General features: G+C 58.2%; 21 protein-coding genes and 1 pseudogene. 14 read left to right on the plus strand and 8 right to left on the minus strand.

Translation table 11 applies throughout. The features are described from left to right. Positions 1-66: 66 nt before the first annotated feature. Positions 67-306: pseudogene (locus tag E5X34_RS11385) on the minus strand (phosphomannomutase/phosphoglucomutase); the annotation flags it as partial. Positions 307-512: 206 nt separating this feature from the next. Between E5X34_RS11385 and E5X34_RS11390 the strand changes: the two are divergent. The 3 genes from E5X34_RS11390 to E5X34_RS11400 all read left to right on the plus strand — a co-directional run bounded on the left by E5X34_RS11390 (position 513) and on the right by E5X34_RS11400 (position 3,787). Next, positions 513-851 (plus strand): hypothetical protein, encoded by a 339-nt coding sequence (locus E5X34_RS11390; protein WP_292564246.1) that lies wholly within the window; start codon positions 513-515, stop codon positions 849-851. A gap of 144 nt (positions 852-995) precedes the next feature. Beyond that, on the plus strand, positions 996-2,864 hold the full coding sequence (locus tag E5X34_RS11395) for a GNVR domain-containing protein (protein WP_292564249.1): 1,869 nt from the start codon (positions 996-998) through the stop codon (positions 2,862-2,864). Positions 2,865-2,992: 128 nt separating this feature from the next. Then, the gene (locus tag E5X34_RS11400) at positions 2,993-3,787 is read left to right on the plus strand and encodes a sugar transferase (protein WP_292564252.1); all 795 of its coding nucleotides are present in this window, start codon (positions 2,993-2,995) and stop codon (positions 3,785-3,787) included. Positions 3,788-4,342: 555 nt separating this feature from the next. On the opposite strand, the gene E5X34_RS11405 is transcribed toward E5X34_RS11400, so the two are convergent. Together E5X34_RS11405 and E5X34_RS11410 are read right to left on the minus strand one after the other, a co-directional pair. Continuing rightward, positions 4,343-5,656, minus strand: a complete 1,314-nt coding sequence (locus E5X34_RS11405) for a polysaccharide biosynthesis/export family protein (RefSeq protein WP_292564255.1) — start codon at positions 5,654-5,656, stop codon at positions 4,343-4,345. 14 nt (positions 5,657-5,670) lie between these two features. Next, on the minus strand, positions 5,671-6,543 hold the full coding sequence (locus E5X34_RS11410; RefSeq protein WP_292564258.1) for a glycosyltransferase: 873 nt from the start codon (positions 6,541-6,543) through the stop codon (positions 5,671-5,673). Between the two features lie 294 nt (positions 6,544-6,837). Between E5X34_RS11410 and E5X34_RS11415 the strand changes: the two genes are divergently transcribed. Beyond that, positions 6,838-8,019, plus strand: a complete 1,182-nt coding sequence (locus E5X34_RS11415) for a glycosyltransferase (RefSeq protein WP_292564671.1) — start codon at positions 6,838-6,840, stop codon at positions 8,017-8,019. Here E5X34_RS11415 and E5X34_RS11420 read toward each other — a convergent pair. Then, positions 8,012-9,142 carry a glycosyltransferase family 1 protein gene (locus E5X34_RS11420; RefSeq protein WP_292564260.1) on the minus strand — a complete coding sequence of 377 codons (1,131 nt, stop codon included), beginning with the start codon at positions 9,140-9,142 and terminating at the stop codon, positions 8,012-8,014. The two genes, E5X34_RS11415 and E5X34_RS11420, sit on opposite strands and share 8 nt — an antisense overlap. A gap of 188 nt (positions 9,143-9,330) precedes the next feature. Here E5X34_RS11420 and E5X34_RS11425 point away from each other — a divergent pair, with 188 nt between their 5' ends. From E5X34_RS11425 to E5X34_RS11440, 4 genes are all read left to right on the plus strand, one after another. Next, positions 9,331-10,599, plus strand: coding sequence for a glycosyltransferase family 1 protein (locus E5X34_RS11425; protein ID WP_292564263.1), 1,269 nt, complete (start codon positions 9,331-9,333; stop codon positions 10,597-10,599). Between the two features lie 245 nt (positions 10,600-10,844). Further along, a complete protein-coding gene (locus tag E5X34_RS11430; RefSeq protein WP_292564266.1) occupies positions 10,845-12,284 on the plus strand; it encodes a DUF4214 domain-containing protein in 1,440 nt (479 codons plus the stop codon). Positions 12,285-12,522: 238 nt separating this feature from the next. Beyond that, positions 12,523-13,584: an NAD(P)-dependent oxidoreductase gene (locus E5X34_RS11435; RefSeq protein ID WP_042642465.1), complete on the plus strand. Its 1,062-nt coding sequence runs from the start codon at positions 12,523-12,525 to the stop codon at positions 13,582-13,584. A 5-nt stretch (positions 13,585-13,589) separates the two neighbouring features. Then, entirely contained in the window at positions 13,590-14,912 is a 1,323-nt protein-coding gene (locus E5X34_RS11440; RefSeq protein ID WP_292564271.1) for a DUF4910 domain-containing protein, read from the plus strand. Here E5X34_RS11440 and rfbC read toward each other — a convergent pair. Then, positions 14,907-15,458, minus strand: coding sequence for a dTDP-4-dehydrorhamnose 3,5-epimerase (gene rfbC, locus E5X34_RS11445; protein ID WP_292564274.1), 552 nt, complete (start codon positions 15,456-15,458; stop codon positions 14,907-14,909). The genes E5X34_RS11440 and rfbC overlap by 6 nt on opposite strands. Before the next feature lie 326 nt (positions 15,459-15,784). On the opposite strand from rfbC, the gene E5X34_RS11450 reads away from it, so the two are divergent. From E5X34_RS11450 to E5X34_RS11460, 3 genes are read left to right on the plus strand one after another with little or no spacing between them, the layout of a single operon-like run. After that, positions 15,785-17,080 (plus strand): class I SAM-dependent methyltransferase, encoded by a 1,296-nt coding sequence (locus tag E5X34_RS11450; protein WP_292564276.1) that lies wholly within the window; start codon positions 15,785-15,787, stop codon positions 17,078-17,080. Then, positions 17,077-17,892 (plus strand): sugar phosphate nucleotidyltransferase, encoded by an 816-nt coding sequence (locus tag E5X34_RS11455; protein WP_292564308.1) that lies wholly within the window; start codon positions 17,077-17,079, stop codon positions 17,890-17,892. The genes E5X34_RS11450 and E5X34_RS11455 overlap by 4 nt, the downstream gene beginning before the upstream one ends. Next, positions 17,889-18,542 (plus strand): PIG-L deacetylase family protein, encoded by a 654-nt coding sequence (locus tag E5X34_RS11460; protein WP_292564310.1) that lies wholly within the window; start codon positions 17,889-17,891, stop codon positions 18,540-18,542. The genes E5X34_RS11455 and E5X34_RS11460 overlap by 4 nt, the downstream gene beginning before the upstream one ends. Before the next feature lie 77 nt (positions 18,543-18,619). Here the strand turns inward: E5X34_RS11460 and E5X34_RS11465 are convergent, their stop codons facing one another. The 3 genes from E5X34_RS11465 to E5X34_RS11475 form a co-directional block, all read right to left on the minus strand. Next, entirely contained in the window at positions 18,620-19,978 is a 1,359-nt protein-coding gene (locus E5X34_RS11465) for a glutamate-1-semialdehyde 2,1-aminomutase (RefSeq protein WP_292564313.1), read from the minus strand. A gap of 221 nt (positions 19,979-20,199) precedes the next feature. Next, complete coding sequence (locus E5X34_RS11470) at positions 20,200-20,955, minus strand: response regulator transcription factor (RefSeq protein ID WP_292564316.1); 756 nt, start codon at positions 20,953-20,955, stop codon at positions 20,200-20,202. Between the two features lie 600 nt (positions 20,956-21,555). Then, on the minus strand, positions 21,556-21,774 hold the full coding sequence (locus E5X34_RS11475; RefSeq protein WP_126060797.1) for a hypothetical protein: 219 nt from the start codon (positions 21,772-21,774) through the stop codon (positions 21,556-21,558). 515 nt (positions 21,775-22,289) lie between these two features. Between E5X34_RS11475 and E5X34_RS11480 the strand changes: the two genes are divergently transcribed. The 3 genes from E5X34_RS11480 (at position 22,290) to E5X34_RS11490 (ending at position 26,514) form a co-directional block, all read left to right on the plus strand. Beyond that, positions 22,290-23,747 carry a hypothetical protein gene (locus E5X34_RS11480; protein WP_292564319.1) on the plus strand — a complete coding sequence of 486 codons (1,458 nt, stop codon included), beginning with the start codon at positions 22,290-22,292 and terminating at the stop codon, positions 23,745-23,747. 170 nt (positions 23,748-23,917) lie between these two features. Continuing rightward, on the plus strand, positions 23,918-24,943 hold the full coding sequence (locus E5X34_RS11485; RefSeq protein WP_292564322.1) for a GNAT family N-acetyltransferase: 1,026 nt from the start codon (positions 23,918-23,920) through the stop codon (positions 24,941-24,943). 50 nt (positions 24,944-24,993) lie between these two features. Further along, entirely contained in the window at positions 24,994-26,514 is a 1,521-nt protein-coding gene (locus E5X34_RS11490) for an oligosaccharide flippase family protein (RefSeq protein WP_292564325.1), read from the plus strand. Positions 26,515-26,656 lie beyond the last annotated feature (142 nt).

Raw genomic sequence — 26,656 nt, forward strand, 5'->3', positions numbered from 1 at the left:
TGTACGCTCCGACCTCTGGATTGCGGCGCAGCACCGCGTCGATTGCCTCGAACATCTGTCGCCACCGCTCCGAAAGTCGTGACCGGCGATGATTTCCGGGCCGACGCCCATGCGGCGGATCAGAGTGCCGAGACCGATGCTCAGCGCTTGGGCGCCCATCAAGTTGAGTTCGGGTTCGCCCTCGGAGCCCGGATGCCCGAACCGCCAGCGCGCGTCATATTCCTGGAAACCAGTGGCCTTGATGAGCGCGCTGTTTTCGAACGCGAATGTGTTCGGCTTGGCCTGGCTGACTATCTTCAAGGTCACGGCTACCGCTCCGAAATTGTCGCAACTTTCCTAGCATGGCAGCGTGCCCCGGCCCCTTCATGAATTCGGGTAGCTCTACCCCCCGGTTCGCGCGCTATCATCCAATAGGTGATACCGATCGGTGATCGAAAGGATATCTCGCCCGGTCATAGCCATCAGGTATCGTAGGGTTGGTCCGCATCGGTGCCGACCCTGGTTGTGGCTGCATGATGCCGCTCACATCTCTCGAATTGATTTTTCGGAAGAGTGTCGATGACCGGCGCTTCAGAAGCTTGGCACGTGCGCTCGACGGCATTCAGTCGGAGATCGAAAAGGAAGCGGAGCAGCTTCGCCGGGCTCGAAACCGGATGATGGACTGTGCGGCGTTTTCCCTCGAGATGGTGGAAAATGGCGAGCGGAGCGAGCGCATGCCTGCCAAGCTCGATACTCTCGCCCGGGGCCTTGAGGCAAATCGGGCACGAAAGTTGCTGCTGGGGCATCAGATGTCATTGCTGACCACAATAAGAGACATCCTGCCGAACTTTCTCCGTTCTCATAGGGTGTAGGTCTACGCCAATTGGTGGCGTTTACCTTCCCTCGCGCCGGCGTAGTCTTTTTGGATAGTTTAGGATTGCGAGGGCCGCCATGAAGCACCTGTATCAGGGCGTCGTGCAGGAAGGATTGTCCTTCGTGCACGCCGAAGACGTTGTATGAACCGCCTTTTCGCCAACCAATGGCCTGTGGTGACCGATCAGCAGGCTAGTGCGGGACAGGAATTCATCGGCCTCTCTGACATAACCGGATTTCTGAGACACTACGTCGGAACCATCACGGCCTGTCTTGCGGCGGCTTTCTTGGTGGCATGGTTTTACAATTTGACCACGGATCCGGTTTTTACAGCCAGCGCGCAGATTCTGATCGAGCCGAAACTGCCGCAACATCTGCAGGAGGGCGGCGAAGTGAATCTGTCACTGGACACCGCCCAGGTGGAAAGCCAGATCGCCGTGATGCAATCCGAGAAGATCGCGTCCATGGTCATCGACCAGTTGAAACTTGTCGATGATCCCAAATTCAATCAGCCAGAGGCTCCGACATTGCCGGAGAGATTCAAAAAAGTCGGGAAAATCCTTGTCGGGGCTCTTGGGAACGGCACCTGGGCCACATCCCTTCAGCGACATCTCGGTTTGAGCGAACCCGATGCGCCCGTGACGCTGACGGAATACCAGAAGTCCCGGCGCAGTATGTCGATTTTCCGCAATGACCTCGACATTCGGAGGGTGGGCGTCTCGTACGCGATAGACATCTCTTTCACCTCCGCCGACCCCGAAGGCGCCGCTAATATTGCCAACGCGACTGCTAATGCCTTTGTGCATGAACAGATCGATACCAAGGCGGAGGCGGCAAAGGAGGGTGGGGCGTGGCTCGAGAAACGCCTCCAGCAACTACGCACACAGATGAACGAGGCGAGGGCGAGGGCACAAGAGTTCCGTTCCCGACACGATTACAGCGTGAGCGGTGAGGCCGGTGACGGTATCAATCCCGAACCGACTCTCGAAGAGTTGGAAGTGACTGCAGACACCTACCAGAAGATATATGAAAGCTTCTTGCAGGCTTATACCAATTCCGTAAGCCAGCAATCTTACCCGGTCGCCGATGCAAGGGTGATCACAGCCGCGACGGCTCCGCTTTCTCCTAGTGCGCCGAAGCCGAAGCTGGTGCTGGCTTTCGCGGCTGTCGCAGGGCTCATTCTTGGCATTGGCGTATCTTTCGTGCGGCATTCGTTCGATTGGACCATACGGTCGCCACGTCATATTCGCGACAATCTGGGAATGGAGTGCGTGGGTGAATTGCCCCCTACGAGCAAGCGGAGGGAATTCGGAAACGTCGACGAGGTGACCAGGCATCCTTGGTCGCGGTACAGCCAGAGCCTGAGGAAAGCGCGGACGGAAATCAGCCTCGCTGAAACGAGCAACCCGATGAAGTTCCTTGGACTAACCGCGGTCTCGAACAACAGCCAGAAGAGTGCCGTCGCAAGCAATCTCGCCACCCTTTACTCGATGTCCGGGCTGAAGACTTTGGTGATCGATGCCGATGTTCGGAGACCAACGACCACCACACGACTGATCGGGCGCTCCGATGGCCTGGGCATGGAGTGTCAGAATCCCGTTCGATACAACATCGTCCGCGCTCTGGGGCGGCGTTTCGACGTGCTTTCAAGTTTCGTCGTGGAATCAAGAGATCTGCTCGTGCCTAGGAATATGCAGGCTTTCCTCAGCGAGGTTACCGCCGGCGATCCGGCTGCCCAGGAGCTGGCTGCCTACGACATAGTCATCGTAGACCTGCCGACGCTTGAATCCGGACCCGATGATCTCGTTGTTGGATCGGTACTCGACGGTGTCGTGGTCGTCGCGGAGTGGGGCAAAACCCATGTCGACACGCTGCGAGAACTCGTCAGAACACTGCAAGCCTCCAGGACAAAGATATTTGGCGTGCTTCTCACGAACGCACGGGCGATGACGTCCAAGTACCGTGAGGTTGCGACCAGCCATGGCGCTTTCGGAAGCCGGCAAAGCGTGTAGAGCAATTCATACGTGAGGATTAGGGCGTAGCCTCTGCAGTATCGCGCTACCTCCTTTGCATTTCTTGCCCGAGAGTTCCGCACTTGGGAGACTGTTGGCGTCAAACAACTAAGAACAATGGCCGTCACATGACAAACGCCTTCGAAAAGCAGTCGCACCAGGGGGCGCCGATCTGGGCGCAGTCGGTTGTGCCGGCGGCGGTCGATAGCAGGGTTGTCCTGAATGTCGTTTCCTCGCGTGATTACGCCAGTGCCGGGGCGGTATTGAATGACCTGTCGAATGTCATTAACGGGGGAACGACAAACCCTCCGGTTGGAGGTCTGGTCAAAAGGATCATGGACCTGGTCATAGCCGGGATAGCACTCGTTTTGGCCGCGCCTGTCATGATTCTCGTCGGGGTGCTGATCAGGATTACGGCCGGAGGTCCGGCGATATTCTCGCACAGCCGTGTCGGGTTCGGTGGACGGCCGTTCAATTGCTACAAGTTTCGCTCGATGGTCGCAAATTCGGACCAGGTTCTCGACGCATACCTGGATGCCAACCCTGATGCACGCAAGGAGTGGGAAGAGACCCACAAGATCAGGAACGATCCCCGCGTTACGTTCTTCGGGCGGCTGTTGCGCAAGTCCAGCCTGGATGAGCTCCCCCAACTCATCAACATACTGCGCGGGGAGATGAGCTGCGTGGGTCCAAGACCGATCGTCAGGGATGAGCTCAGGCGTTATGGCGATCACCAGGGAGAGTATCTCGCAACGAGACCCGGCCTCACCGGCCTTTGGCAGGTGAGTGGAAGAAGCAGCATGGACTATGATAACCGCGTCGCGCTGGACAGCCAGTATGTGCGGAACTGGTCGATCTGGCTCGATATCGTGATCTTGCTGAGGACTATCGTCGCGGTCATGCGGGTCGACAGGGCCTCCTGAAACGTCGGCCGGATCACTCTTCGTTTCGATTCCGGAAGACCAACAGGGACAGGCCCACGAGGTAGGCGCCGGCCAAGAAAAATATCAGTATCAGAGATTTGCCCACAGTCACGTAGCCTGGCGATCCCAAGCTATTCCAGGCGACGATTCCGATCACCAGCAGAGCAGTCGCCGCGAGCAGCGCCGCAGCCCTGAAGCGAAAACCCAGTAGTATCCCTGCCACCGATACGGCGAGTATGCTTGTGAGCACCAATATCTCCAGTGGCACCCGCAGAACCGGTTTGGCTTGCCGCGGCAGGCAGTTTCGTCAGGGGTCAAGAGCTCAGCGTGCGCCAACTGATATGCGCCCTCGGAGTGCAAGGCAAGTGCTAAGGAAAGTGCTTGGGAATGCCGTTCGAAATATCGAAACCAGCTCTTGCAGAGGTTGGCGTTTTCCAACAATGGCCGACGACATCACCATGCGTGACTGTGACCGATCATCCAACCGCGACCTGCGGCAAGAACGGCATCGGCCGAGCCGGATGTAGCAACGGGTCGGCGCCGACATAGATCTGGTCAGTTCGTACTTCCAACAGCGTTTGTCTCCGCCTGGACGCTGGCATCCGCTGCAGGCAAGCTATCCAAGCCCGATTTCGGCAGCGGGATTTCGACTTTCACCGTATCGCCCGGCTCGACAAGAGTTGTCTCTTGGGCAGCAAGCTCTTCCGTGCCACCGTCTTTCGGCCTCACAATCGTGAAGATCGGCTTGGCCTTTGCGGCGTTTTGCCGGAGCGCCAGCAGAGCGGGGGCAGTAACTTGTGTCTCGTGCAGCAACTGCACCGCGGTGTCGGATTTGCTGGTGACCTCGTTGAGCTGTTGCTGTGTCTCGCGCAAGCTCTCTGCGATCTCGCTGGAACGCTGGTTGCCGAGGTTGAGGATTTCGATGTCGGTCTTGCTCATGTCCTGCCTGACACGCAGCATCGAGGTCTCGGCCGCCAACCGGTCGCTCTGCATCTGGGCGACGGTCCCCTCCAGGGAAAGTTCCCGCGGCGCAACGGCAAGACCTTTCTGGACGAGATTCGAGACACCGGCGAGTTCCTTTTGGATGAGCTCGATCTGTTTGTCATGGAAGGTCAGCTGTTGCTCGAGCGAGGCCAGTTCCTGTTGCAGAAATTCCTTGAGTTCGCGAAGTGAGCGGAGCTGGGTCGCCAGTGATTCCTTGCGGATGGCGAAAATCTTGCGTTCCTGGTCCATCGCCAGCGCGACGGTTTCGTTCGAAGCCCTGTCCCTCAGTTCAGAGGGGAAAGTTATATCCTCACTGCCGGCCAATTCTGCCTGCAACCGCGCCTTGCGAGCAAGCAGGCTGACATTGCTCAGAGCGAGCAGTCCGACATCGCCCTGGCTTGAGATGACCTCTCGTTGGAGCCGAGACACATCATCCTCGCGTATCGGCAAACCGCCGGCGATACCCAGCGCCTGTAGCACCGTCAGGCCGGGCCGGAAGGGAAATTCGCCGGGTTGCTTGACGTTGCCGACAATATAAAACGGTCTGTATTGCGCGATCTCCACCGCCACGTCCGGCTGGCGGCCAAGGCCCATATGTTGCATCAGCCGATCGCCTATGGAGCGGGCCAGATCGCCGGGAGCGGTCCCTTCGGCGCGTATCTGCCCGACAAAAGGCAGGAAGAGGGTGCCGTCAGCGCCGACGACGAAACTGTCGTTGAGAGCCGTCCATTCGAAGATCACATCACGCGATGCGCGCCATTCGTAAACCTTCAGCCTGACCTTGTCCTGCGGTCCAAGGAGGTACTCTGCAGCTGGTGCCGGCGAGGGGCAGGCAGCTGTTGCGGCTAATGAAATCCCTGCCACTGTTGAAAGCCATTTGCGCATTGTCATTCTCGCCGTCAGATTTTCAGGATGTATTCGGGTTCGATCCGGCCCATGGCGATGTGCAGGATCGCGAGCGCGTTGCCGAGGAGCCGGCCTCTGCGATCGACATACGGCTCGGGCCAAAGGCTCTTTGCGAGGTTGGCCGCTATGTTCCTGAACATGAGGGGAAGGGCAAAGGAGGCAGGGACCGTGCCTTTCCTTATTAGATAGATCGCATTGGCGACCTGGGAGTAGCCGAATCGCTTTCCGCTGACGCGGCCCGTCTTGATCCCGAGATGGACGCCCGTGATCGACGTCACGCATACAACGCGGCCCCTGGATCGCATTTGACTGGTGAAGTCGATGTCTTCCTGCCAGCCATAGAGGACCAGGCGCTCGTCGAACCGCAAATCGCCAATCAGCGAAGCGCGGAACGACATGTTGCATCCGTAGGCGCCAACATGATCGACCACTGATGGTCCAGTCGTTTCTCGGCCTTCCGAATCTCTTAGCGCAGCTTCTGCATCGTCCCAGGTCAGCCCGGCATTGGTAGCGCCGTCCTTGACGACCTTGCCCATCACTACCGCCCATCCGTCATTTTCAGCAAAAGCCTGCTCGATCTGCTCCAGGTACCGGGCGGACGGAACGAAATCGTCGTCGAAGAACGTTATGATGTCGAAGCGACCCAACGAGGGCACAAGGGCAGTGTTGCGTTGGGCAGCCAATCCTTTGGGCCCGAAAACACTCGACACCGAGAAAGGGCAGTGGCCCGGGAGTTCGACGTGCGTCGCATCGGGTGCCGACAGGATGACCTCGTCGGGAAGCCTTGTCTGGCCACCCAGATATCCCAGCAGGCGAGCAACTTGCTCGCTGCGACCGAGGGTCGGGATAATCACCGCAAGTTTCATTTTTCGTCCAGGTGTCGCTTGCACTGACCCTAGGACGACGCGAGGGCTCAAACAGCCTGCATAAAAGTGGGGCCGATCAACTCGGCCTACCCCTGGGCACCCGCTTTTGAAGTATTGGTCACCGGCAGCTCGCGACCATAAGCGGTAGGTGGAAAATGACCCGGAGCAATCCGTGACCGATCGGACAACTTGCGAGGCTCGTGGGACAAAACAGAAATTGAGGCTCCAAGGAGGAAGGGGACAACAATGCTGCATGAACGCTCTTCCGACCTGGCCGTCGCAGCCACGGTCGAAATGCCCATTGAGGATCTTCCGGCTGCCCCGCCCGACTTCGACAGATATGCCAGGATAGCGGTCGTCCACGACTGGTGCCCCAACTTTCGGGGCGGCGAGCGGGTCTTGGCCCAGATTTGCAAGCAGTTTCCCAATGCAGAGGTGTTCACACTTTTCGATTTCCTCCCGACCGAGGTGAAAGAGCAATACTTCCGCGACGTGGAATTCCACACTTCCGCGGCCAACCGGATACCGATGGTCCAGAAGTTCTACCGGTCTCTGTTTTTCTTTTGCCCCTTCCTGATCGAACAGTTCGACGTGACCGGGTATGATGCGGTGATCTCCTCTTCGGCCGCATTTTCGCGGGGCGTGATCACCAGACCTGATCAGCCGCATCTGTGCTACGTGCACAGCCCCGTCCGCTATGCCTGGGACGAGCAGTTTTCCTATCTGCAACAAGGCAAGCTCGGCTTTGGCCCGAAGGGAATGCTTTATCGGTACATGCTGCACCGACTGAGGACGTGGGATACGAGAACCGCTCACGGTCCGGACCTGATGCTGGCGAATTCGAACTATGTCCGTTCCCGGATACAGCATATCTATGGACGGGACGCGCGGGTTGTTTTCCCGCCCGTTGCGCTCAAGGAGTTGCCATGTGTCGACGACAAGGACGACTACTACGTCTCTGCGTCCTTCCTCGCGCCCTACAAGCGCACCGATCTCGTCATCAAGGCCTTCAACGAGATGCCATCGCGAAGGCTGGTTATCGTCGGCGAAGGCCAGCAATCTGCTAGCCTACGGTCGCTGGCAGGTCCGAATATCACATTTTCGGGGTTCCTTCCCCGCAAGGAGTATGTTGATACGCTTGCCCGGGCAAAGGCGATGGTCTTTGCGGGGTGCGAGGACTTCGGCATTGCGCTGGCCGAGGCGCAAGCCTGCGGGACGCCGCTGATTGCCTTCGGCCGCGGCGGCGCGATCGATATCGTGCGGCGCCTCGGAGCAGATCCCGAACCGACGGGGGTGCTGTTCAGGGCTCAGACCATCGAGCATCTGAAGGAGGCGGTCAAACGGTTCGAGGAAAACAGCCACCTTATCACGCCCAAAGCCTGCGCCACGAACGCACAGCGCTTTTCGGAAGAGAATTTCGACCGGGCCATCCTGGAATCGATCGGCGCGGTCCAGTCCCTTCATAGCATCATGTGAGCTCGTGCAGCCTGACGACCTTGGTCTCTGTATCGATGCCGTCGGCAGCGGCCATCGCCTGCAGGTAGCGCATCGCGCTCGCTCTCCAGCTATATGCCTCGGCTCTGGCTTTTCCCTTTGCTGCCAACCGCAGGCGCAGCGCTTTGGAGTTGCGCAGCCCCATGAAGCGGTCGAGCCATGCCAGTGGGTTGTCGGCAGCGGCATAAAGAGCTGCATTTGCGCAGACCTCCGGCAGGCTGGCACGTTCCGACACCACAACCGGACAGCCGAGCGCCATCGCCTCGACAACCGGAAGACCAAAGCCTTCGGTCAGCGAAGGAAAGGCCAGGCAGAGCGAGTCGGTCAGCAGCGCAGCCAGCTCGCTATCGGAAATGCGACCGAGCCAATGGATATTTCCAGCTTCAGCCCTGGCTGATCCTGTTTTGAAAATCTGCGAACCTGGCATGCCGACAACCGCGATCCTAAATCCGGCTTTGCCAAGGCGGTCGGACATGCCCAGAATGAGGTCCACATTTTTGTGTGGCGCGGCGCTGCCGATCATGACGATGGTATCCCGCGAGGCCGCCAGCCGCGTCGCGGCCGAGTGTTCGGGCTTCCACTGCAAGACGTGTTCGTGGCCATTCGGGGCAACGAAGACCTTTTGCGCCGAGACAATGTCGCGGCGAACCAATTCGCCCAGCGAGAAATTGGAAACAGTCGAGATGTTGCATGCTGTCTTGCCAAGGCATGGCAGCAGCGTTTTGTAAGAGGCCCTGAATCCAAGTGAATAGCTCTGTGGAGCATTCCACACATTTGCATCATGAATGCAGACAATATGCTTGCGAGCCAGAAGCGGTCCGGTATTGCACAGACTGAGCAGCCCGCCCCCGTGCAACGAGGTTGCTAGTTGGGTCTGCTCCCACAGATGCCCACCTGTGCTGCCAATTTCGCAACGTTCGATGGAATTGAGCAGGACGTCCGAGCTGCCCGGCGGACAGTGGAGCCTGATCTCGAGTCCACGGGTAAGTGGCGCACGCTCGGTGATTAAATCGTCCAGTGAACGGACGATCTCCCTTGCATAGCGCTGGACGCCAGTTGTCGATTGGGAAAGGAAACGTCCGTTGATAGTCCAGCGCCGTGCCATGTCACCCTCTCGATGTCCTAGTTTGAGACCGCCGGCGCGTGCGGTCACTACGGCCGTTGGGTCATTCGCAGGCGCGGAGGATCATCCAGCCAGGCGAGGGCAGACGCTGGAACTACCTCAAACGTTTGAGGGCCGTTGTGTCTCCTGGAGTGTTAGGGTGGCTGCTCGTCGGCAAGGCGGAGAAGGCGATGGACAATTCTGAGTTCAATGCGGCGCCGGCCGGGCGGTCCAGGCATTTGAACGGTCACAGCACTGCCGCACTGGTTGCCCAGTCGCTTCCAGAAAGCTCGCAATACCTGATTGGCCATCCCGGCAGGACATCGGCGGACTTCGAGCCGCCAAGACGACGTTGGACGATAAATGGCGACTTCACCACGCTTCGGCGCAACGGGGTAGCGCGTTACGGACTGGAGGTGACGACGGCTCTCGACGCCCTCATTTCGGAAGGGCATCCGCTTGGCCGTGATCTTGAAATCGATCTCGTGGTGCCGCGCCCGCTTGTCGAACCTCTTCCTCTGAAAGCTATAACAGTCCGGGTCGTTCCCGAGTTCAATAGGCCGCGACTTCCGCAGTTCTGGGTGCAAGCGCAACTGCCTTGGCATGTGCCTGGCGGATTGCTCAGCTTTTGCAACCTTGCGCCAGTCGTGATGAGGCGTCAGATCGCATGCATCCATGACATGCATACGAGGCTGATGCCGTCGAGCTATGCGCGGGGATTCCGTTGGGCGCATCGCCTGATCCTTCCGCTGGTTGGCAGGCGAGCCGCACGGATCACCACGGTTTCGCAACTTTCGCGGAGCCATCTGGTCAGGTTTGGGATTGCACCTGAGAAAAACATCGTCGTTACCTACAATGGCAGCGACCATGCGAAAAAGTGGGATGCGACCAGATCGTCCCTCGTCGTCAATCGAGACAGGCCATATGTCGTTTGCCTTGGCCGAGGTGATCAAGAATACAAGAACATGGGACTTTTGGCTAAGCTTGCCCCTCGTCTCGATGAAATGGGACTCGACCTCTGGATGCCGGGCGATGTCGACGAGGAAACGATCTTGCGGCACGTCCCCGAATTGCCGGGGAACATCATCCTTCTCGGGCGCATAGGCGATCACGACTTCAAAAAAGCGCTTGAGGGCGCGGTTTGCTTCCTGTTTCCATCCCGGATCGAAGGTTTTGGGTTGCCCGCCGTCGAGGCGATGGCGTCGGGATGTCCGGTCGTCGCCTCGACTTCACCGTGTCTGCCCGAAGTCTGTGGCGATTCTGCCCTCTATGCAGATCCGGACGATGTCCAATCGTGGGCGGAAAACGTTGGGAAGCTGGCGCTCGACCCGGATTTGCGCAAGCGAACGGTTGGCAAGGGCCATACCAGGGCGAGCAGCTATTCCTGGCGCTGGATTGCATGGAAGTATCTTGAACTCATGATCCAGGTCGACGCGGATTTCGGGGAAGTCTACGGATAAATGCTCAGAAGGTGTAGCCGGCCCGGTGGTTGTCGCACGAAGCGATCAATTCTATTCATCCGCGGCAGTCACCGCCAATCATCCGAGTGCTGACTCCAGAAGCGCAATCAAATAGTCATGCCGCCTGATGGCTAGGCTACAGCCTCCAAAAGAGGTAAAGCGCGGCCTCTCATACCCGTATGGGCAAATTGCTTCCGACTCCTGCAGTTCCGACTATCCCGATATTGAAAGTCGCGCAGGGAGGCATGATTGCCATGTCGTTTCGTTTCGCAGCGGCGGCTGCTTTGCTGCTGACAGCAGCCGCGCCCGCATCTGCTGATTTGCTCTGGGGGGTGAACGGCCATCCGGTGGTTTCCTACCCGGGTGTTCCAATCGAAAAACAACTCGATTTCATCAAGGACCTCGGTCTCAAATCATATAGGGTCAACATCACGGCCGAAGACGAGGCAGATACCCTGGCCCAAGTCGTCGAGGCCGGGAAAAGGAGAGGGATCGAAATCCTCCCAGTGATTACACCCGGGATGGACCTGGACAAGGAGAAACCGGACCAACTTTATGTTGAGGCCCGGAAACTGGCGGTTGCGCTCGGCACCAGGTTCAAGAACGACATCCGCGTTTGGGAACTGGGCAACGAGATGGAGGTCTACGCCATCATCAAGCCCTGCGAGCAGCGTGACGATGGATCGCAATATCCATGCGGCTGGGGGCCGGCAGGTGGAACTGGAGTGCTCGACTACTACGGTCCGCGCTGGGTGAAGGTAAGCGCAGTCCTTAAGGGGCTGTCCGATGGCATGACGGCCGTTGATCCGAGCATAAAAAAAGCCATGGGCACGGCTGGCTGGGGCCATACCGGCGCCTTCGCGCGGATGAAGCAGGATGGGATCGCCTGGGACATCTCTGTCTGGCACATGTACGGGGAAGACCCCGAATGGGCTTTCCGCGAGATTTCTTCCTACGGCAAGCCGATTTGGGTTACCGAATTCAATAACCCCTACGGAAGCCAGCGGAGCGAGCGGCAGCAGGCTGACGGCGTCAAACAGACGATGACACGGCTCCGCGAACTCCAGGAGAAGTACAAGCTGGAGGCAGCGCATATCTATGAGCTGCTGGATGAGACTTACTGGGCCCCGAGCTTCGAAGCCAATATGGGTCTGGTTAGACTCGTCGCGAATAACAATGGCAAATGGATAACCGGCGAACCGAAGCCCGCCTATAAGGCTGTCCGCGACATCACGCGCGGCCCGCAACCGTTGCCCAAGCCGCAGCGGGGGTGCAACCCCGAGGCGACGTTTGCCGATGGGTTCACCTATGTCCATCAGGCAAGTTTTGCCTATTGTCTCGTCCTTGGCCATGACGGTGACACCGCAGGATTGGATCGCTTGTCGGCAGCGCTCGAGAACGGAGACGCTCGGCTTACCGACGTGGTCATGGAGTTGATTCGCTCTGAAGAATTCGAGGCCAAATATGCCACTATAGGCCTGACGGACCGCGCCTATATCGGGTTTCTTTACATGCTTTTGTTGGATCGCCCAGCGGACGGCTACGGGATGGAAACCTATTCCCGACAGTTGCGCAGAGGATCAATGACGCGCGATGCCATTGCCTTGGGCATCGTCGGCTCTAGTGAGTTCAAATCGCGGCATGCCGTCATGCGCGACGCGTCGGACATGCCCGCGCCCGGCTAGGCGAGGAAGCGACCATTGCATGGCAGGTGGCCCGCAAGTCCATTGCCTTGCCACCTGACACGAAACTTCAGGCCATCGCCGGCAGATACGCCTTCGAAAGGCTTAGCCTGGACCTCCCCGAAAGAGGTAGCCGACGGCTCGACCAACAGGGCGTCCTGACCGCCTATTGGCGTTCTCCCCGAGCCTTGGTCGCCCAAGTAGCTTTCAGGGTAATCAATCCACTCTTGAGAGGTGTACGATGAAAGTCATGGTAACCGGCCATCAAGGCTATATCGGGTCGGTGATGGTGCCGATGCTGCTTCGCGCGGGGCATGCGGTGACCGGCTACGACAGCGACCTTTACCGGCGCTGCACCTTTGCGGCGGGAGGGGAGCGAGCATCCGTTCCATCCATTCAAAAGGACGTCCGGGACGTGCAGCCTCGCGATCTCGAAGGTTTCGACGCCGTAATACACTTGGCAGCCCTCTCGAATGACCCGCTCTCCGATCTCGATCCGGAGATCACATACGAGATTAACCACAAGGGCAGCGTTCGCTTCGCGAAAGCGGCCAAGGAAGCGGGCGTGTCACGCTTTCTCTTCGCTTCGTCCTGCAGCAATTACGGACAGGCGGGCGATGACATGGTGGACGAAACCGGAGAGCTCAATCCGGTCACGCCCTATGGCTGGTCCAAGGTACTTTCCGAACGCGATATTTCCGAACTCGCCGACGGCAGCTTCTCTCCGACCTACTTCCGGCCTGCCACGGCCTATGGCTTGTCGCGCCGGCTTCGCTTCGACATCGTGCTGAACAATCTCGTTGCCTGGGCGGTGACCAAAGGCGTGATCCTGCTCAAATCCGATGGGACCCCGTGGCGGCCCATCGTTCACATCGAGGATATTTCTCGCGCTTTCATCGCCGGCCTCGAAGCCCCGCGGGATGTGATCCACAACGAGGCTTTCAATGTGGGGCAGACGGCCCACAACTACAGGATCCGCGACATAGCCGAGATCGTCGCCGATGTGGTGCCCGGCTGCCGCCTGGAGTTCGCGGCCGATGCCGGCCCCGACAAACGTTCCTATCGGGTAAGCTTCGAGAAGATTGCGCGCGCTCTTCCGAGCTTCCGGCCGCAATGGGACGCCCGCAAAGGCGCCGAACAGCTTTACCGGGCCTATCGGCAATCAAATGTCACCTTGGAGGAATTCGAGGGTCCTCGCTTCCAGCGCATCGGCCACATAAGATATCTGTTGGCGAACGGACTTCTGGACGAGCGCATGCGTGCCGTGGAGGCCTCAATAGCCCTGGAGGCTGCGGCGGGCTAATCCCAATGGCGTATGCGGGTCCAACTTGGCTCGGCTCGGCGCCGCCGGCCGCCGCCGGGGTCGGCCAGGAGATTTATGACCTGGCCGAACGGCTATTTCCGATTTGCCGAAGCATCACCGGCGATGGCGTGCGGAAGACCTTGGACGTTTTGTCGGGGCACATTGACTTGCGGCGGCATGAGGTTCCCACCGGCACGCAGGTATTCGATTGGACGATTCCGAAAGAATGGAACATCCGGTCGGCCAGGATCGCCGCGCCCGACGGTCGGACGATCGTGGACTTTGCCGATTCCAACCTCCACGTGGTCAACTACAGCGTACCCTTCAAAGGTACCTTGCCGCTCAATGAGTTGAGGCAGCATATCCATACCTTGCCTGAACAGCCGGAAGTGATTCCCTATCGAACCAGCTACTACGCCCCGACATGGGGGTTCTGCATGGCGCATGATCGTTTGCTGGAGATGACCGACGGTCTCTACCAGGTAGAGATTGATGCTGAGCTCAAGGACGGCAGCTTGACCTATGGAGAATACCTGCACCGCGGACAGACCGAGCGGGAATTCCTTCTTTCAGCTCATATATGCCATCCGTCACTGGCCAATGATAACTGTTCGGGCCTCGCTCTCCTGGCGACGCTGGCGAGGACCCTCAGCACCCGGAAGACAAAGTATAGCTACCGCTTCCTCTTTGCTCCAGGAACGATCGGCGCGCTCACATGGCTGTCCCGCAATGAGAACCGCATACACCTCATCGATCATGGGCTGGTAGTGTCGTGCGTGGGTGATGCTGGATGCCCGGCATACAAGCGCAGCCGTCGCGGCGACGCCTTCATTGACCGGGCTATGGCGCACCTGCTCGGCGGTCGGCCCGGGGCGAAGCTGATCGATTTCTCCCCCTATGGTTACGACGAAAGGCAATATTGCTCGCCGGGCTTCAATCTTCCCGTCGGCATGTTCCAGCGGAGCGTCCACGGCACCTTCCCCGAGTATCATACGTCGGCCGACAATCTCGGCTTCATCGCGCCGAAGTACCTGGAGGACTCCTTCGCGGTTCTCATGGATCTGATCGACATCGTCGAAGGGGACTGGACGCCCTTGAATCTCTTCCCCAAGGGCGAGCCGCAACTCGGCAGGCGGGGCCTCTACAGCGCCTTGGGAGGGCAAAAGGCGTCAGGCATAACTTCGATGTCCCTGCTATGGGTGCTCAATCTGGCCGATGGACAGCACTCGATTTTGTCGATGGCCGAGCGCTCCGGACTGCCGTTCAAGGAGCTGGAAGCCGCTGCCAGGTTGCTGTCGGAGCATGGGCTCTTGGCTGCGGCCCTATAAGGCCTCGATTGCGGCCCGCTGCTTGACCAGCGGCCATGTCCTGTCCCTTTCCGACATCGCGGTCGGCATCAAGGGCCAGTTTATTGAAAAGGCGGGATCGTTGAAGCGGACGCCCGTCGCTGAGTGCGGCGTGTAGAACTGCGATATCAGGTACGAAACCTCGGTATCGTCTGTAAGTGTCTGCAGTCCATGCGCGAATCCGGCGGGAATATAGACCTGCCTCATGTTTGCGGGCGTCAGTTCGAAGCCCAACCACTTGTAGCGCGTCGGCGAGTTCGCGCGCATGTCAACCACGACGTCGAAGATCGCGCCACGGACGCAGGAGACGAGTTTCACCTCGGCATAGGGGTCCTCCTGAAAATGTAGCCCCCGCAGCGTTCCTTTTTTGACCGAATGTGCCCGGCTGTGCTGGACAAAGCGCGTCGCCAACCCGCAATCGGCCATTTCCTTCTCGCAGAACAGGCGCGTAAAGGAGCCGCGATCGTCGACCACGGGTGTCGGCTCGATCAGCCACACGCCTTTCAATTCGGTCTCGGCAAACTGCATGTCGCTTCAAGCCCCTTTGGCGGGCAAAAACCGATGGAATTCTTGGCGTCGCGAGTACCGGCTGGAAGAGCTACCAAAGCCTTAGGTGGCTTCATCGATAGCGGTATGCCGGATGGTCAATCTTACTCGTTCGGCTTGCCTGATGGGGTCATTGCCTCACCCCCTTGCCCTTTAAGGATTAAGGCAGCCGACGCATTGGCAAATCGGACTCGAAGGCGCGTCGCCCTAGACTTGCGTACATTCCACGGAGACGCGACGGCAGCAGGTACTTCGTCAGGCCACCGCGTCTCCATTTTTTCTCCAGGCAGGCGGACAGGGAGCAGCCAATGAACATACAAGCCGTCGAAGTCGTCCGCGACCAAAACCCGATACGCCGCGGCGTCGGCTGCAGGCTTTGTGGTACGCGTCTGCGGCATACGCTGGTCGATCTTGGCATGTCGCCGCCTTGCGAAAACTTCCTGCGGGCCGACCAACTGGATCAGGTGGAACTGTACTATCCGCTGAACGTCCTGGTTTGCGACACCTGCTATCTGGTGCAGCTCAAGGAATACATGAGTCCCGAAACCATCTTCAGCGAGTATGCTTATTTTTCTTCTTTTTCGACAAGCTGGGTGGCCCACGCGAAAGCCTATTGCGAGGCCATTACGAAACGCCTCGGCCTTGGTTCTGACAGTCTCGCGGTCGAGCTCGCCAGCAACGACGGCTACCTGCTCCAGCACTTTCTTCCGCTTGGCGTTCCCGTTCTAGGTGTCGAGCCAGCCGCAAACGTTGCGAGCGCCGCGCTTGAGAAGGGTGTGCCGACCAGGGTTGATTTCTTCGGGGTTCGCCTGGCTCTCCAGATGGTGGCCGAGGGCCTGCGCGCCGATCTTATCATCGGCAACAATGTTCTGGCCCAAGTGCCCGACCTGAATGACTTCGTCGCAGGAATGAAGGTCCTCCTCAAGCCGGAAGGCGTCATCACCATCGAGTTTCCGCACATCGAGCGACTGATGGCCGAGAACCAGTTTGATACCATCTACCACGAGCATTTCTCATACTTCTCGTTATTGACCATCGACCTTATGGCTACCCGCCACGGGCTGCGGCTGATCGACGTCGAGGAGCTGCCTACGCATGGCGGTTCGCTTCGCATCTATCTCGCGAACGAGGAAAGCAGCTGGCGCGTGAACGACCGCGTTCAACTGCTGCTCGATCGCGAAAAGCGGCATGGGCTGACCGACATGTGGACCTACGCCTCCTTCGGCGACAAGGCGCAGCGAGCGAAGCGAGATCTCCTCGCCTTCCTGATCTCGGCCAAGAACGAGGGCAAGAAGATTTGCGGCTATGGCGCGCCCGGCAAAGGCAACACGTTGCTTAACTATTGCGCAATCGGCCCCGATTTTCTCGACTTCACGGTCGACCGGAACCCCTACAAGCACGGTCGTTTCACGCCCGGCATGCACATACCGATCAAGCCGATAGAGGCGATCGACCATGCCAAGCCGGACTACATCCTGATCCTTCCATGGAACTTGAAGGACGAGATCATCAAGCAGATGCATCACGTCGCCAGCTGGGGCGCGAAATTCGTGGTGCCGATTCCTTTCGTGACAGTGATCGATCCATCGGAGTTGCCGAGATGAAAGTCGTCCTATTCTGTGGCGGGCGCGGCACGCGCATACGTGACTATTCCGACAGCATACCGAAGCCGATGATTCCTCTGGGCCACCAGCCGATCCTGCGCCACGTGATGCAGTGGTACAGCGAATACGGGCATGACGAGTTCATCCTTTGCCTGGGCTATAAGGCCAACGTCATCAAGGATTTCTTCTTGAACACCAGGCCGCAGACGTTCTCTGACTGCGTCGTCACGCAAGGCGGTCGGGATGTGAAGCTGCTCGGCGATACTCCAAAGGACTGGAGCATTACGCTGCTCGACACAGGTATCTGGCGCAACATTGGAGAGCGACTCTGGGCTGCCAGGGATCATGTCAGGAACGAGAAAATGTTCCTGGCCAACTACTCCGATGGCCTGACCAATGTCGACCTCGACGACGTGATTGCGAAGTTCGAGGCCAGCGGCAAGATCGGCTGCTTCCTCGCCGTGCGCGCGCCGCTGACCTACCATCTGGCCGACATCGCTGAAGATGGCCGCGTGCGCGAGTTCCGCACGACGGATACATCCGAGATATGGATCAACGGTGGGTACTTTGTCTTCCGGCAGGAAATCTTCGACTACATGCGCGACGGCGAGGAGCTCGTCCTCGAACCGTTCAAACGATTGATCGACGACAACATGCTGATGGCCTACAAGCACGAAGGCTTCTGGCGCTCGATGGATACGCTGCGCGACTGGCAGTCGCTCGAGGACATGGTCGAAAAAGGCGATATGCCCTGGAGCCGCAAGGTCACCGCCGAGAAGATCAAGCGTAGCATGGTGATGGCTGCATCATGAAGGGGCTTGGCCTCGCGCGCCGAGGGGAGGAACTCTCGCTCCTCTGCCTTGGAGCCCATTCCGACGACATTGAAATAGGCGCCGGCGGCACAATTCTCAGCTTGATCGCTTCAGGAGTGAAGCTCCACGTCCATTGGTGCGTGTTGAGCGGCGGCGGCCCCCGTTCGGCCGAAGCCAAGGCATCGGCCGAGGCCTTCCTTGAAGGGTCGAGCTCGTCCAAAGTCGAGATCGCGGATTTTGAAGACAGCTACTTCCCAATCCATAGCCGATCGATAAAACACTGGTTGATCGATGTGAGGTCGCGCATCAATCCCGACATAGTGCTCACGCATGCCAGGCTCGATGCCCACCAGGACCATCGGGAAGTCAATCAATTGACCTGGAATGTCTTTCGCGACCATCTGGTGCTCGAATACGAGATCCCGAAGTGGGATGGCGACCTCGGCCGGCCGAATGCATATGTTCCGCTTGCGGCCGACGTACTGGAACGCAAGGTCCAGTTTCTCCATAAGTACTTCGGGACGCAGCGCTCCAAGGACTGGTTCGACCGTGACACTTTTGTTGGGCTTGCCAGATTGCGCGGAATGGAATGCAGAGCGCCCGAGCGTTTCGCCGAGGCGTTCACGGTCAGAAAAGCCATGATTTTCTAACAGTCGGCAATGCCTATCGCCGAAGGGACTTCCGCCTCGAGCGGACCCGCTCAGCGGCGGAAGTGCACGCCGCTCCGTTAGCTGGCCGCGGCGGAAACCCGTACTTCGGCCCCTTCGTTAAATCGACGGAAGACCACCTGGGATGGCCGGCCGACCAAAAACCGGTCCGTCCCCGCTTCCAGGGCCTGGGCATACACCGCCAATGCGCTGTCGACCGCCTCTATGGTCTTCATGATCGCCGGGTTGTCGTGAGTATAGCTGACGACCAGTGATGGCATCAGCACTCCGCGCTTGATTGTCTCTTGAAGGAAAAGCGAGCGATATGCCTGCGACGGCTTGCCGTTGGGATCGAGCGTGGCGAATGCCAGGCAAGAGGGGCGGCCGACGACCTTGAAGTGGTCTTCCACGCCGTGGCGTTTGGCAGCCTCGGTGATACCATCCTTGAGCTTTGTGCCTTGGATGTGCAGGTGCTCTATAACAGGTTCGGAGTGGTATGTTCGCATGGTCGCGATGGCCGCGGCGAGCGCATGGGTCTCCGCTCCGTGCGTGGTTGACAACAGGAATACCCTTGGGCGGTCCATATGCTCTAACCCGCCAAGCCGCATATATTCGCGCTTGCCCGCCAAGGCAGAGACCGAGAAGCCATTGCCAAGTGCCTTGCCGAACGTCGTCAAGTCCGGTTCGATGCCATAGAGTTTCTGGGCTCCGGCGGCATGCCATCGGAATCCGGTGATCATCTCGTCGAGGATGAGCAGGGCGCCTTTTTCCCTGCAGAGGCGCTGGACCTCGTGCAGGAAGCCGTCTGCCGGGTCATCGCCGCGGGACGGCTCCAGAATCAAGGCTGCGAGCTTGCCGGGATATTTATCGAACAGATCCCTGACGCTGGCGATATCGTTGTATCGGAAGGTGACGGTGAGATTTCGGACCACCTCCGGAATACCGGCATTCATCGGTGTCGTGCCGATGAACCAATCGTCCGTCGAAAAGAATGGATGATCGGCGCAGCAGGCCACGAGGTCGCGCCCTGTATAAGCGCGGGCCAGGCGCACGGCGCCGGACGTCGCATCCGAGCCATCCTTGCAGAATTTTACCATCTGCGCCCCGACAAGCTCCAGAAACGTCTCGGCGCAGTCGACTTCGATCCTAGCCGGTCGCGTGAAATTGGAACCGCCACTCAACGCTGCCTCAACCGCTCTCAGGACGGTCGGGTAGGCATGCCCCAATCCAACGGAACGATTGCCCATGCCGTATTCGATATATTCGTTGCCATCGACGTCCCAGACATGACATCCAAGCCCACGCTCAATGAAACCCGGGGCGAGAATGGGATACTGATCATCGCCCTTCGCGTATGTATGGCAGCCACCTGGGATCAGTTGGCGCGCGCGATCCTGCAAACGGAGAGATTTGCGAAAACAAGGGCTCTGCTCAGACATGTACCACACTCCAGCTGCTGGAAAGTCTACATGTCCGGCCCAAAATTTCGCGATCACCAAATGGCTGCCGATTTAGCACTTATGGTGGATGTTGGAGTCCAATACCGGCGTTTTATAACGAAGACGCCATTTGCAGCGGCTGCGGAACAGCCGATCGCGAAACGAGGCTAACAAAGACGACCCGCAGAAGTGAACTCTGGCGGGCCGTCTGAAGCCACCTGTCATTCTTCCGCGAGAGCACCTTCCCCGAAAAGGTCGTTCACCTTGTAGGCAACCTCAGTCCTGTTGGTCGCCTTCAGTTTCTTCATGATATTGCGGATGTGAACTTTCACGGTGCTTTCGCGCAAGTTCAGTTCGTAGGCTATGATCTTGTTCGCCTTGCCGCGCCGAAGCGCCTGAGCCACTTCAGCTTGCCGGTGCGTGAACATAGTCGTCAGCGGACGTGCGTCGCGGCTGCCTGAATCGATCAGATGCCGCATGGACAGCACGCTACTGGCCGGTACGAAGATACCGCCAGCCGCCGCAAGGTTGACGGCTTCGACACAGACGTCAATGCCAACAGAAGTCGGAATGTATCCGCGCGCGCCGCTTTCAAGGGCGGTCAGTATCTGTGTAAGATCTTCCGTGTCAGCCAGCAGAATCACTGGAACGGAACTGAACTCTGAAGAGATCATCCGAACCTCTTCAGCTATGCTTTGGTCGGTAACTTTGCGCCCACCAAGATTAAATAGGATGGCGGCTAGAGGAGGGTATGCTTCCTTCTTTATCCGCCATTCTTCGATCCTGCCCATGGCGGCAACAGCCATGCCAAGGTCATGGTCCTCCAGAGCCGATGCTAGACATTCCCGGTCTAGCGCCCTTCCGTCAAGAATAAGTAGGCATTCCTTGTCTAGTTGTTCGTTGCTCTTTGCGCTGCTCGACGAGATTTCTGATTGATTTGTCGAAGCAAGATTATGCAGTCCGATTGCAGAACTCATACTAGCACCCCAACTTTTGCCCAACACGACCGCCTCATGGCGGCCGACAGCCCCCTCAAATCCTGGATTTTTTGGAATTTTCTACCAATCTGAGAGTCCAGCCAGGCCCCCCCAGCTTGGACACTCATCGCTTCTCCCCTACACCACCTAGGATTCAGTAGTTGATGCTTTACTAGCGAGAGCTAATCTAAGTTAATTTTCTGTAAATTTTTTTAGCTCTCAAGGATCCCGCTGATGGGCAGGCCATACGGGCCGAAACCATTGGGCCGGATTCCTGGAGTCGTGCACGCAAATGATTTCAGGCAAAGCAGCGCCGCCAAGCTCATCCGATAGGCGGAAGCAGGACCGTTAATCCACGGCGGCTTCTTACTCCAAAGGCTTCGTTGACGTCATGCAGTGCCAAAGAAGAACATCTGTTTGCCAGCGTTTGCCCGGGCTTACGCTGGTCTGTCTGCGGATAAAGCGAAGACAGGGTAGGGGAGCCATTCGCCCGCCCCAATGGCTCCCCTATCGCTTTTGCGGTGAGCGGCACAGCAGAAATCCGCCTGCCAGCAGTGTCTGGCAGGCGGATAGATGCTCCTGGAATTGACGATTGGAACCTCAGGCGTGTCCCTGGGGTTCAGTCTCGCTCAGCCAACGGCAGACCGCCTCATGGCTACGGGTCACTGTCTCAAACGCATCGATCAACTTCTTGGCGGCTTTGTTAGCGACGTGCGATTCAGGATACTGGGCGGTCACAGCCTGCGCTCGCTCATAAATTTCCTTGAGTTGCTTCACCTGCTTTGGTCCAAATGCGCCGTGTACAACACGGGTGGTCATACGGGTTGTCCTCCTCATCCTGGAACTCTAGAGAACCCACTCCATTGCCCAGAGCTCCCGATATCTCCAATTATCACGACATTTCACGATCGTAAGCAGAAATGTGCCCGCGAGCCTGTGTATAATGGTGACATAACTCACCGTCGAGCCGTTCTTTAGTGTGCGTTCGCGAGTTAGCCGTTTGCAGGAAGGGGTAGGCCGGACTCCGGCAGGCCGACGTGTCGACACATTCTGAACCTGCCAGCAGCCCAGACACGAGCGCTTCTCAGCCGCAGCGGATGGCATGCAGCCGGCGATCGTGGCTCGCGGTCGGTTGACGGGCCTCAACGGGCCGAGCCTGGTGCAAGTCGTGGGTATTTTCGGATCTCAAGGCGACCTACGGCTTCTTGCGGAATGCAGGACTACGCCGTTTGGCTCACTTGCCCAAGATACGTGCCCGTCGAAAGATACCCGCCGTCGGGTAGTGTCTTTCGTCAACATTGGCAGGACCAACCGAGCGAAAGGCTCGATCAACAATGCAGGTTTCTTTGCCGGGTCTGCTGGTGTGCGTGGCCATTCTTGCCATCGCATACTATGCCCGGGGAGTGCTGATTATCGGGCTGATTGCTTCCCAGGCGTTCGGCGCTACGGCCGTCATGACCCTGACTTTCCTGGGCGGGTCATCTCCGCTCATCTACACCATGTTCGAGGCTCTACTCGTCGCGGCCGTCGCAGCCAGGCGTCGTATATGGTTCGACCTCGGAAGCGTCTTCGGGAGTATCCGCCCGGTCTGGATACTCGCATGTCTCATGGTCTACGCGATCATCGGATCGTGGCTGTTTCCCAGGTTCTTCGCCGGGCAGACCGTCGTCTTCGTTCAGTCGAAGACCAGGGGAGCGGTGGTGGAAGCGTCCTTGGCGCCAGTTTCAGGCAACATCTCGCAGACGGGCTACTTTATCCTTGGCGGGCTTGCTGCCATCGCGCTTTGCGCCCTGACGCTGCGCTGTGACCGTATCGATCAGATTCGCCGCGGCTTCTTCGTTTTATGCTGCTTGCACGCGGGGATGGGACTGATTGACTTTGTCGGTAAAAATGCAGGACTGGGTGATCTCCTCGCCCCCATCAGAACTGCCAATTATGCGATTATAACGGGTGCGTACGAGGCTGGATTCGCTCGCATCACGGGACCTTTCTCCGAGGCATCTTCCTTCGCCGCTGCTTCTCTGGCCTGCCTTGCGTTCTGCTATACCTACTGGCGAAAGACCAAGTCGGCCGTTGCCCAATGGTTGTCGGGCATCTTGCTCTTCCTGACCATTCTGTCGACGTCGTCGACCGCCTATGTTGGGCTTATGGTGCTGTGCGTTCCCGTCGCCTTCTCGATGTTGGCCTCGGTCATAAAGGGGAAAATTGAGCGCGAGGATATACTGATAGCCGTTCTGATGGTTGTCGGCACGGCTGCGGTGTTGGGCATCAGCCTCTACAAGGCAAATGTCCTGGATTCCTTTGTTGGGCTCTTCAACAAAACCATCGTCAACAAAGCGAATTCCGGGTCAGGCCATGAGCGAACCTATTGGAACCTGAAAAGCCTGCAGTCGGTCATCGACACCAACGGCCTCGGCGTGGGTTTCGGCAGTTCGAGGACATCGAGTTGGCCGATCGCGGTCCTGTCCCAGCTCGGGTTTTTCGGATCATTGATGATGGCGATGCTGCTTGGTGTCTTGGCTCGAGGCATAGGCGGGGTGCGGCGGTGGTTGGACCCCGAGACGGACGCTGTGGTGACGAGTGTCAGGAATTCCGCTCTTGCCGGTTTAGTCGCCACCTCAATATCAGGTGGCAATGCCGATCCAGGCATTCTCTTCTTCGTCGCGCTGGCCGTTGTTTGGGTCGCACGGGTGCGCGCATTGGGCGCCACGCAACCGTATGATCGAGCCGGTGGCCAGTATCCGGAACCAGCGCCTTTTGCGCGCGCCATCGACGCCGCGCAGGTTAGATGACACTCCGCAACGACGCCAGTTGTCTCGCGAGGTTCAAGTGAAGCGTTGGGGCAAACCATCGCAGAAATTTGAACTACTGCTTTCGTACGCAATCGCAGCCTTTTTGGGAGGTTTGCACGCTATCCGCCCGCCCGTAGTGTGAACGCGACATTTGAATCCGGAGTAGTCGCATGAGGCAGGCGCAATCCGAAGCGATAGGGACCAGACCAATCCAGCCGGTCGTTGAGGAGAACCAGCCGGCGCGCGCCCAACGGCCCCGCCCTCACGTCACCTTGTTCAGGCAATGGAATTCGCAACTGGATGATGCATTGTCGCGGCTGCCTGAATCCGACGCGTGCCCGCATGAGCTGTTCCGGATACTGGCCACAAGTTCGATCGACAATAGAAAGCTCATCGCGCTTGTGCGTGAGCGGGACGCGCCTGTCGCAATAGTCGCCTTGCGCCGTACGCCTGATGGATGTTGGGTGCCCGTAACCCGTTACATCGTTCCCGGATTTGTCTTGCCGTCGCAACCTGGCCGGCTTCTGGATGCCGTGGCAAGCGTAGGCGTCACTGTCGAGCTTGGCTTCTGGCGCCCGGAAAAGGAACCGCAAAGCCACGGCGCGGTGCGCGCGCTGTGGTCTGAACCAACCTTCGGAATGGATGCCACGGACGACTTTGAAGCGTACTGGCGAAAGACTGGTCGATGGGACGCAATACGAAAATCTCGCAGAAAATGCAGTGGCTTCTCCGTTGGGATCAATCAGCCGGGCGCGGCGAGATTGATTGTCAAAGAGTGGGGTAAGACCTGGGGGATCGACGGCGCGGAGATAGCGGACCGTGTCGCGGCTGCGGAGTACATGGAGGCCACCGGCCGTCTTGTGTCCATCCTGCTCAGCGACGGTGATCGTCTAGTGGGGGGCGCGACTTGCCTGATACATGAAAATGAACTAGTTGCCCAAGTATATTTCAGAGATCATGAATACGATCGCTTCGATATAGGGACATATTTAATGTATCTGACATTCGAGATGGTCGGCAGATTCAATCTGCGGGGTATCGACTTGGGTGGGGGCCACGACTACAAGCAACGTTTTGCTCCGGCTAAAGGAGTCAAGCACGAAATGCGAATCTGCGGCAACATCATGAGATACCAGTTCGGCCGGGCAATGCGAAAGCTACGTCGAGTAACAAATATCAACCGACCTGCGGAATAATCGGAGATCAAGACCCCTCGCCAGACAATCCAACCCTGTGAAGTCGATCAATGAATTCGGTTAGACGAGCGCTCATTTATACCACTGCTGATCGATACTTCGGTCTTGCCGTCAATTTTGGCCTGACGATGGTCGTGTCGAGGCTTCTTACGCCGAGCGAAATCGGTATATCGGTGACTGGATCGGCTGTTGTCGGTCTTGCGTTGTCGCTGCGAGAGTTTTCCAGCACTGCATTCATAGTTCAACGGCCCAATCTTTCGAAAGAGGACGTGCGCGCAGCATTTACCGTGATGTTGTCGCTTACGTCCTTGATCTCAGCAGGGCTGCTTCTATTTGCCCCGTTGATCGCCCATGTCTACGGCGAGGATGGCCTTGGGCCCTATCTACGTCTGATATCGGCGGCTCTTGTCATCGAGGTGGTGGCCGCTCCCATACTGGCGCTCATGCGACGCGAGATGGCATTCGGACAGGTTGCCTTGGTGAACATTGCGATTGCTGTCTCCAGCGCCGTCACCGTACTCACGCTCACGTCACTCGGGTTCAGCTACATGAGCTTTGCCATGGCGTGGTTCGTCTCGGCCAGTTTCGGCAGCATCCTCGCGCTCCTGCTCCGAAGAGAGTTCTGGATATTCAAGCCGCTGTTCAGCAATTGGCGGGGCGTGATTGCCTTCGGCTATTACAATGGCCTTATCGTGATGCTTGCCCGAATGTATGACCAGATCCCATATCTGGTGCTGGGACGATTTCTCTCATTCAATGCGGCGGGGCTTTTTAATCGGACGCTTACAGTTGCCCAACTGCCCGACAAGATCTTTCTGGCCAGTTCAATCTCCGTTGTTTTCTCGGGATTTTCATCGGAGGCAAGGAAAGGTGGAGATCTCAAAAACCATTACCTGACCGCGCTGACCTACACCACGGCGGTCCACTGGCCGGCGCTCGGCGTGCTTGCTATCCTGGCTCACCCAGTCGTGACGTTCCTCTATGGAGACCAGTGGCTCGAGATAGTGCCGCTGGTCCGGATCGCTGCGATTGCGGCCTTTTTCTCGTTCAGCTATGCATTGAACTACTGCGTGCTCCTGGCGGTTGGCGCCATTCGCGATGCTTTCTTGCGTTCGCTTGTCATATGGCCGGTTTGCGCCGTCCTGCTTTTGCTAGCTGCTCCTTTCGGTTTGCGCGGCATGGTGCTCAGCCTGCTTCTGACGGTTCCTTTCCAAGCTCTGGTTTCGCTATTTTTCGTACGACGCCACATAAGCATGACTTGGACAGAGTTCGTCTTTGCCTTGTGGAAGAGTGCAGCGGTGACCATCGGTAGCGCCATTGGCCCCGCTGCGGTTGCCCTTGCGTGCTACCCTGCGCAGATCCACCTGGCTGCCGCAGCGGTTGCAGCCGTCCTTTCGGGGCTAGGCTGGGTGCTGGCGATCTGGCTGGTCAAACATCCGGCAATGCATGAACTCGACCACGTCGCCGAGTGGCTGGCCCGGATGCTGCGGAGAGGGCGGCAGCCCCGTCCGGATTTGTTGGCGATCGCCGAGCCTGTCCAGGCTGCGGTCCTGCCGAGCGAGGTGAAATGAAAGCTACAGCTATGTCGATGCCGCATCCCCTGCCGAACCTAGGGTCCGGCATGAGGAAGTGTTGTCCTGGACAACCCCAGGCGCATTGCCACAGCAGACGGTGACTACCCTGTTTCGAACATGCCGCAACGCCGGGGGGTGC

This window comes from Mesorhizobium sp. (assembly GCF_004963255.1).
Lineage (GTDB): Bacteria > Pseudomonadota > Alphaproteobacteria > Rhizobiales > Rhizobiaceae > Mesorhizobium.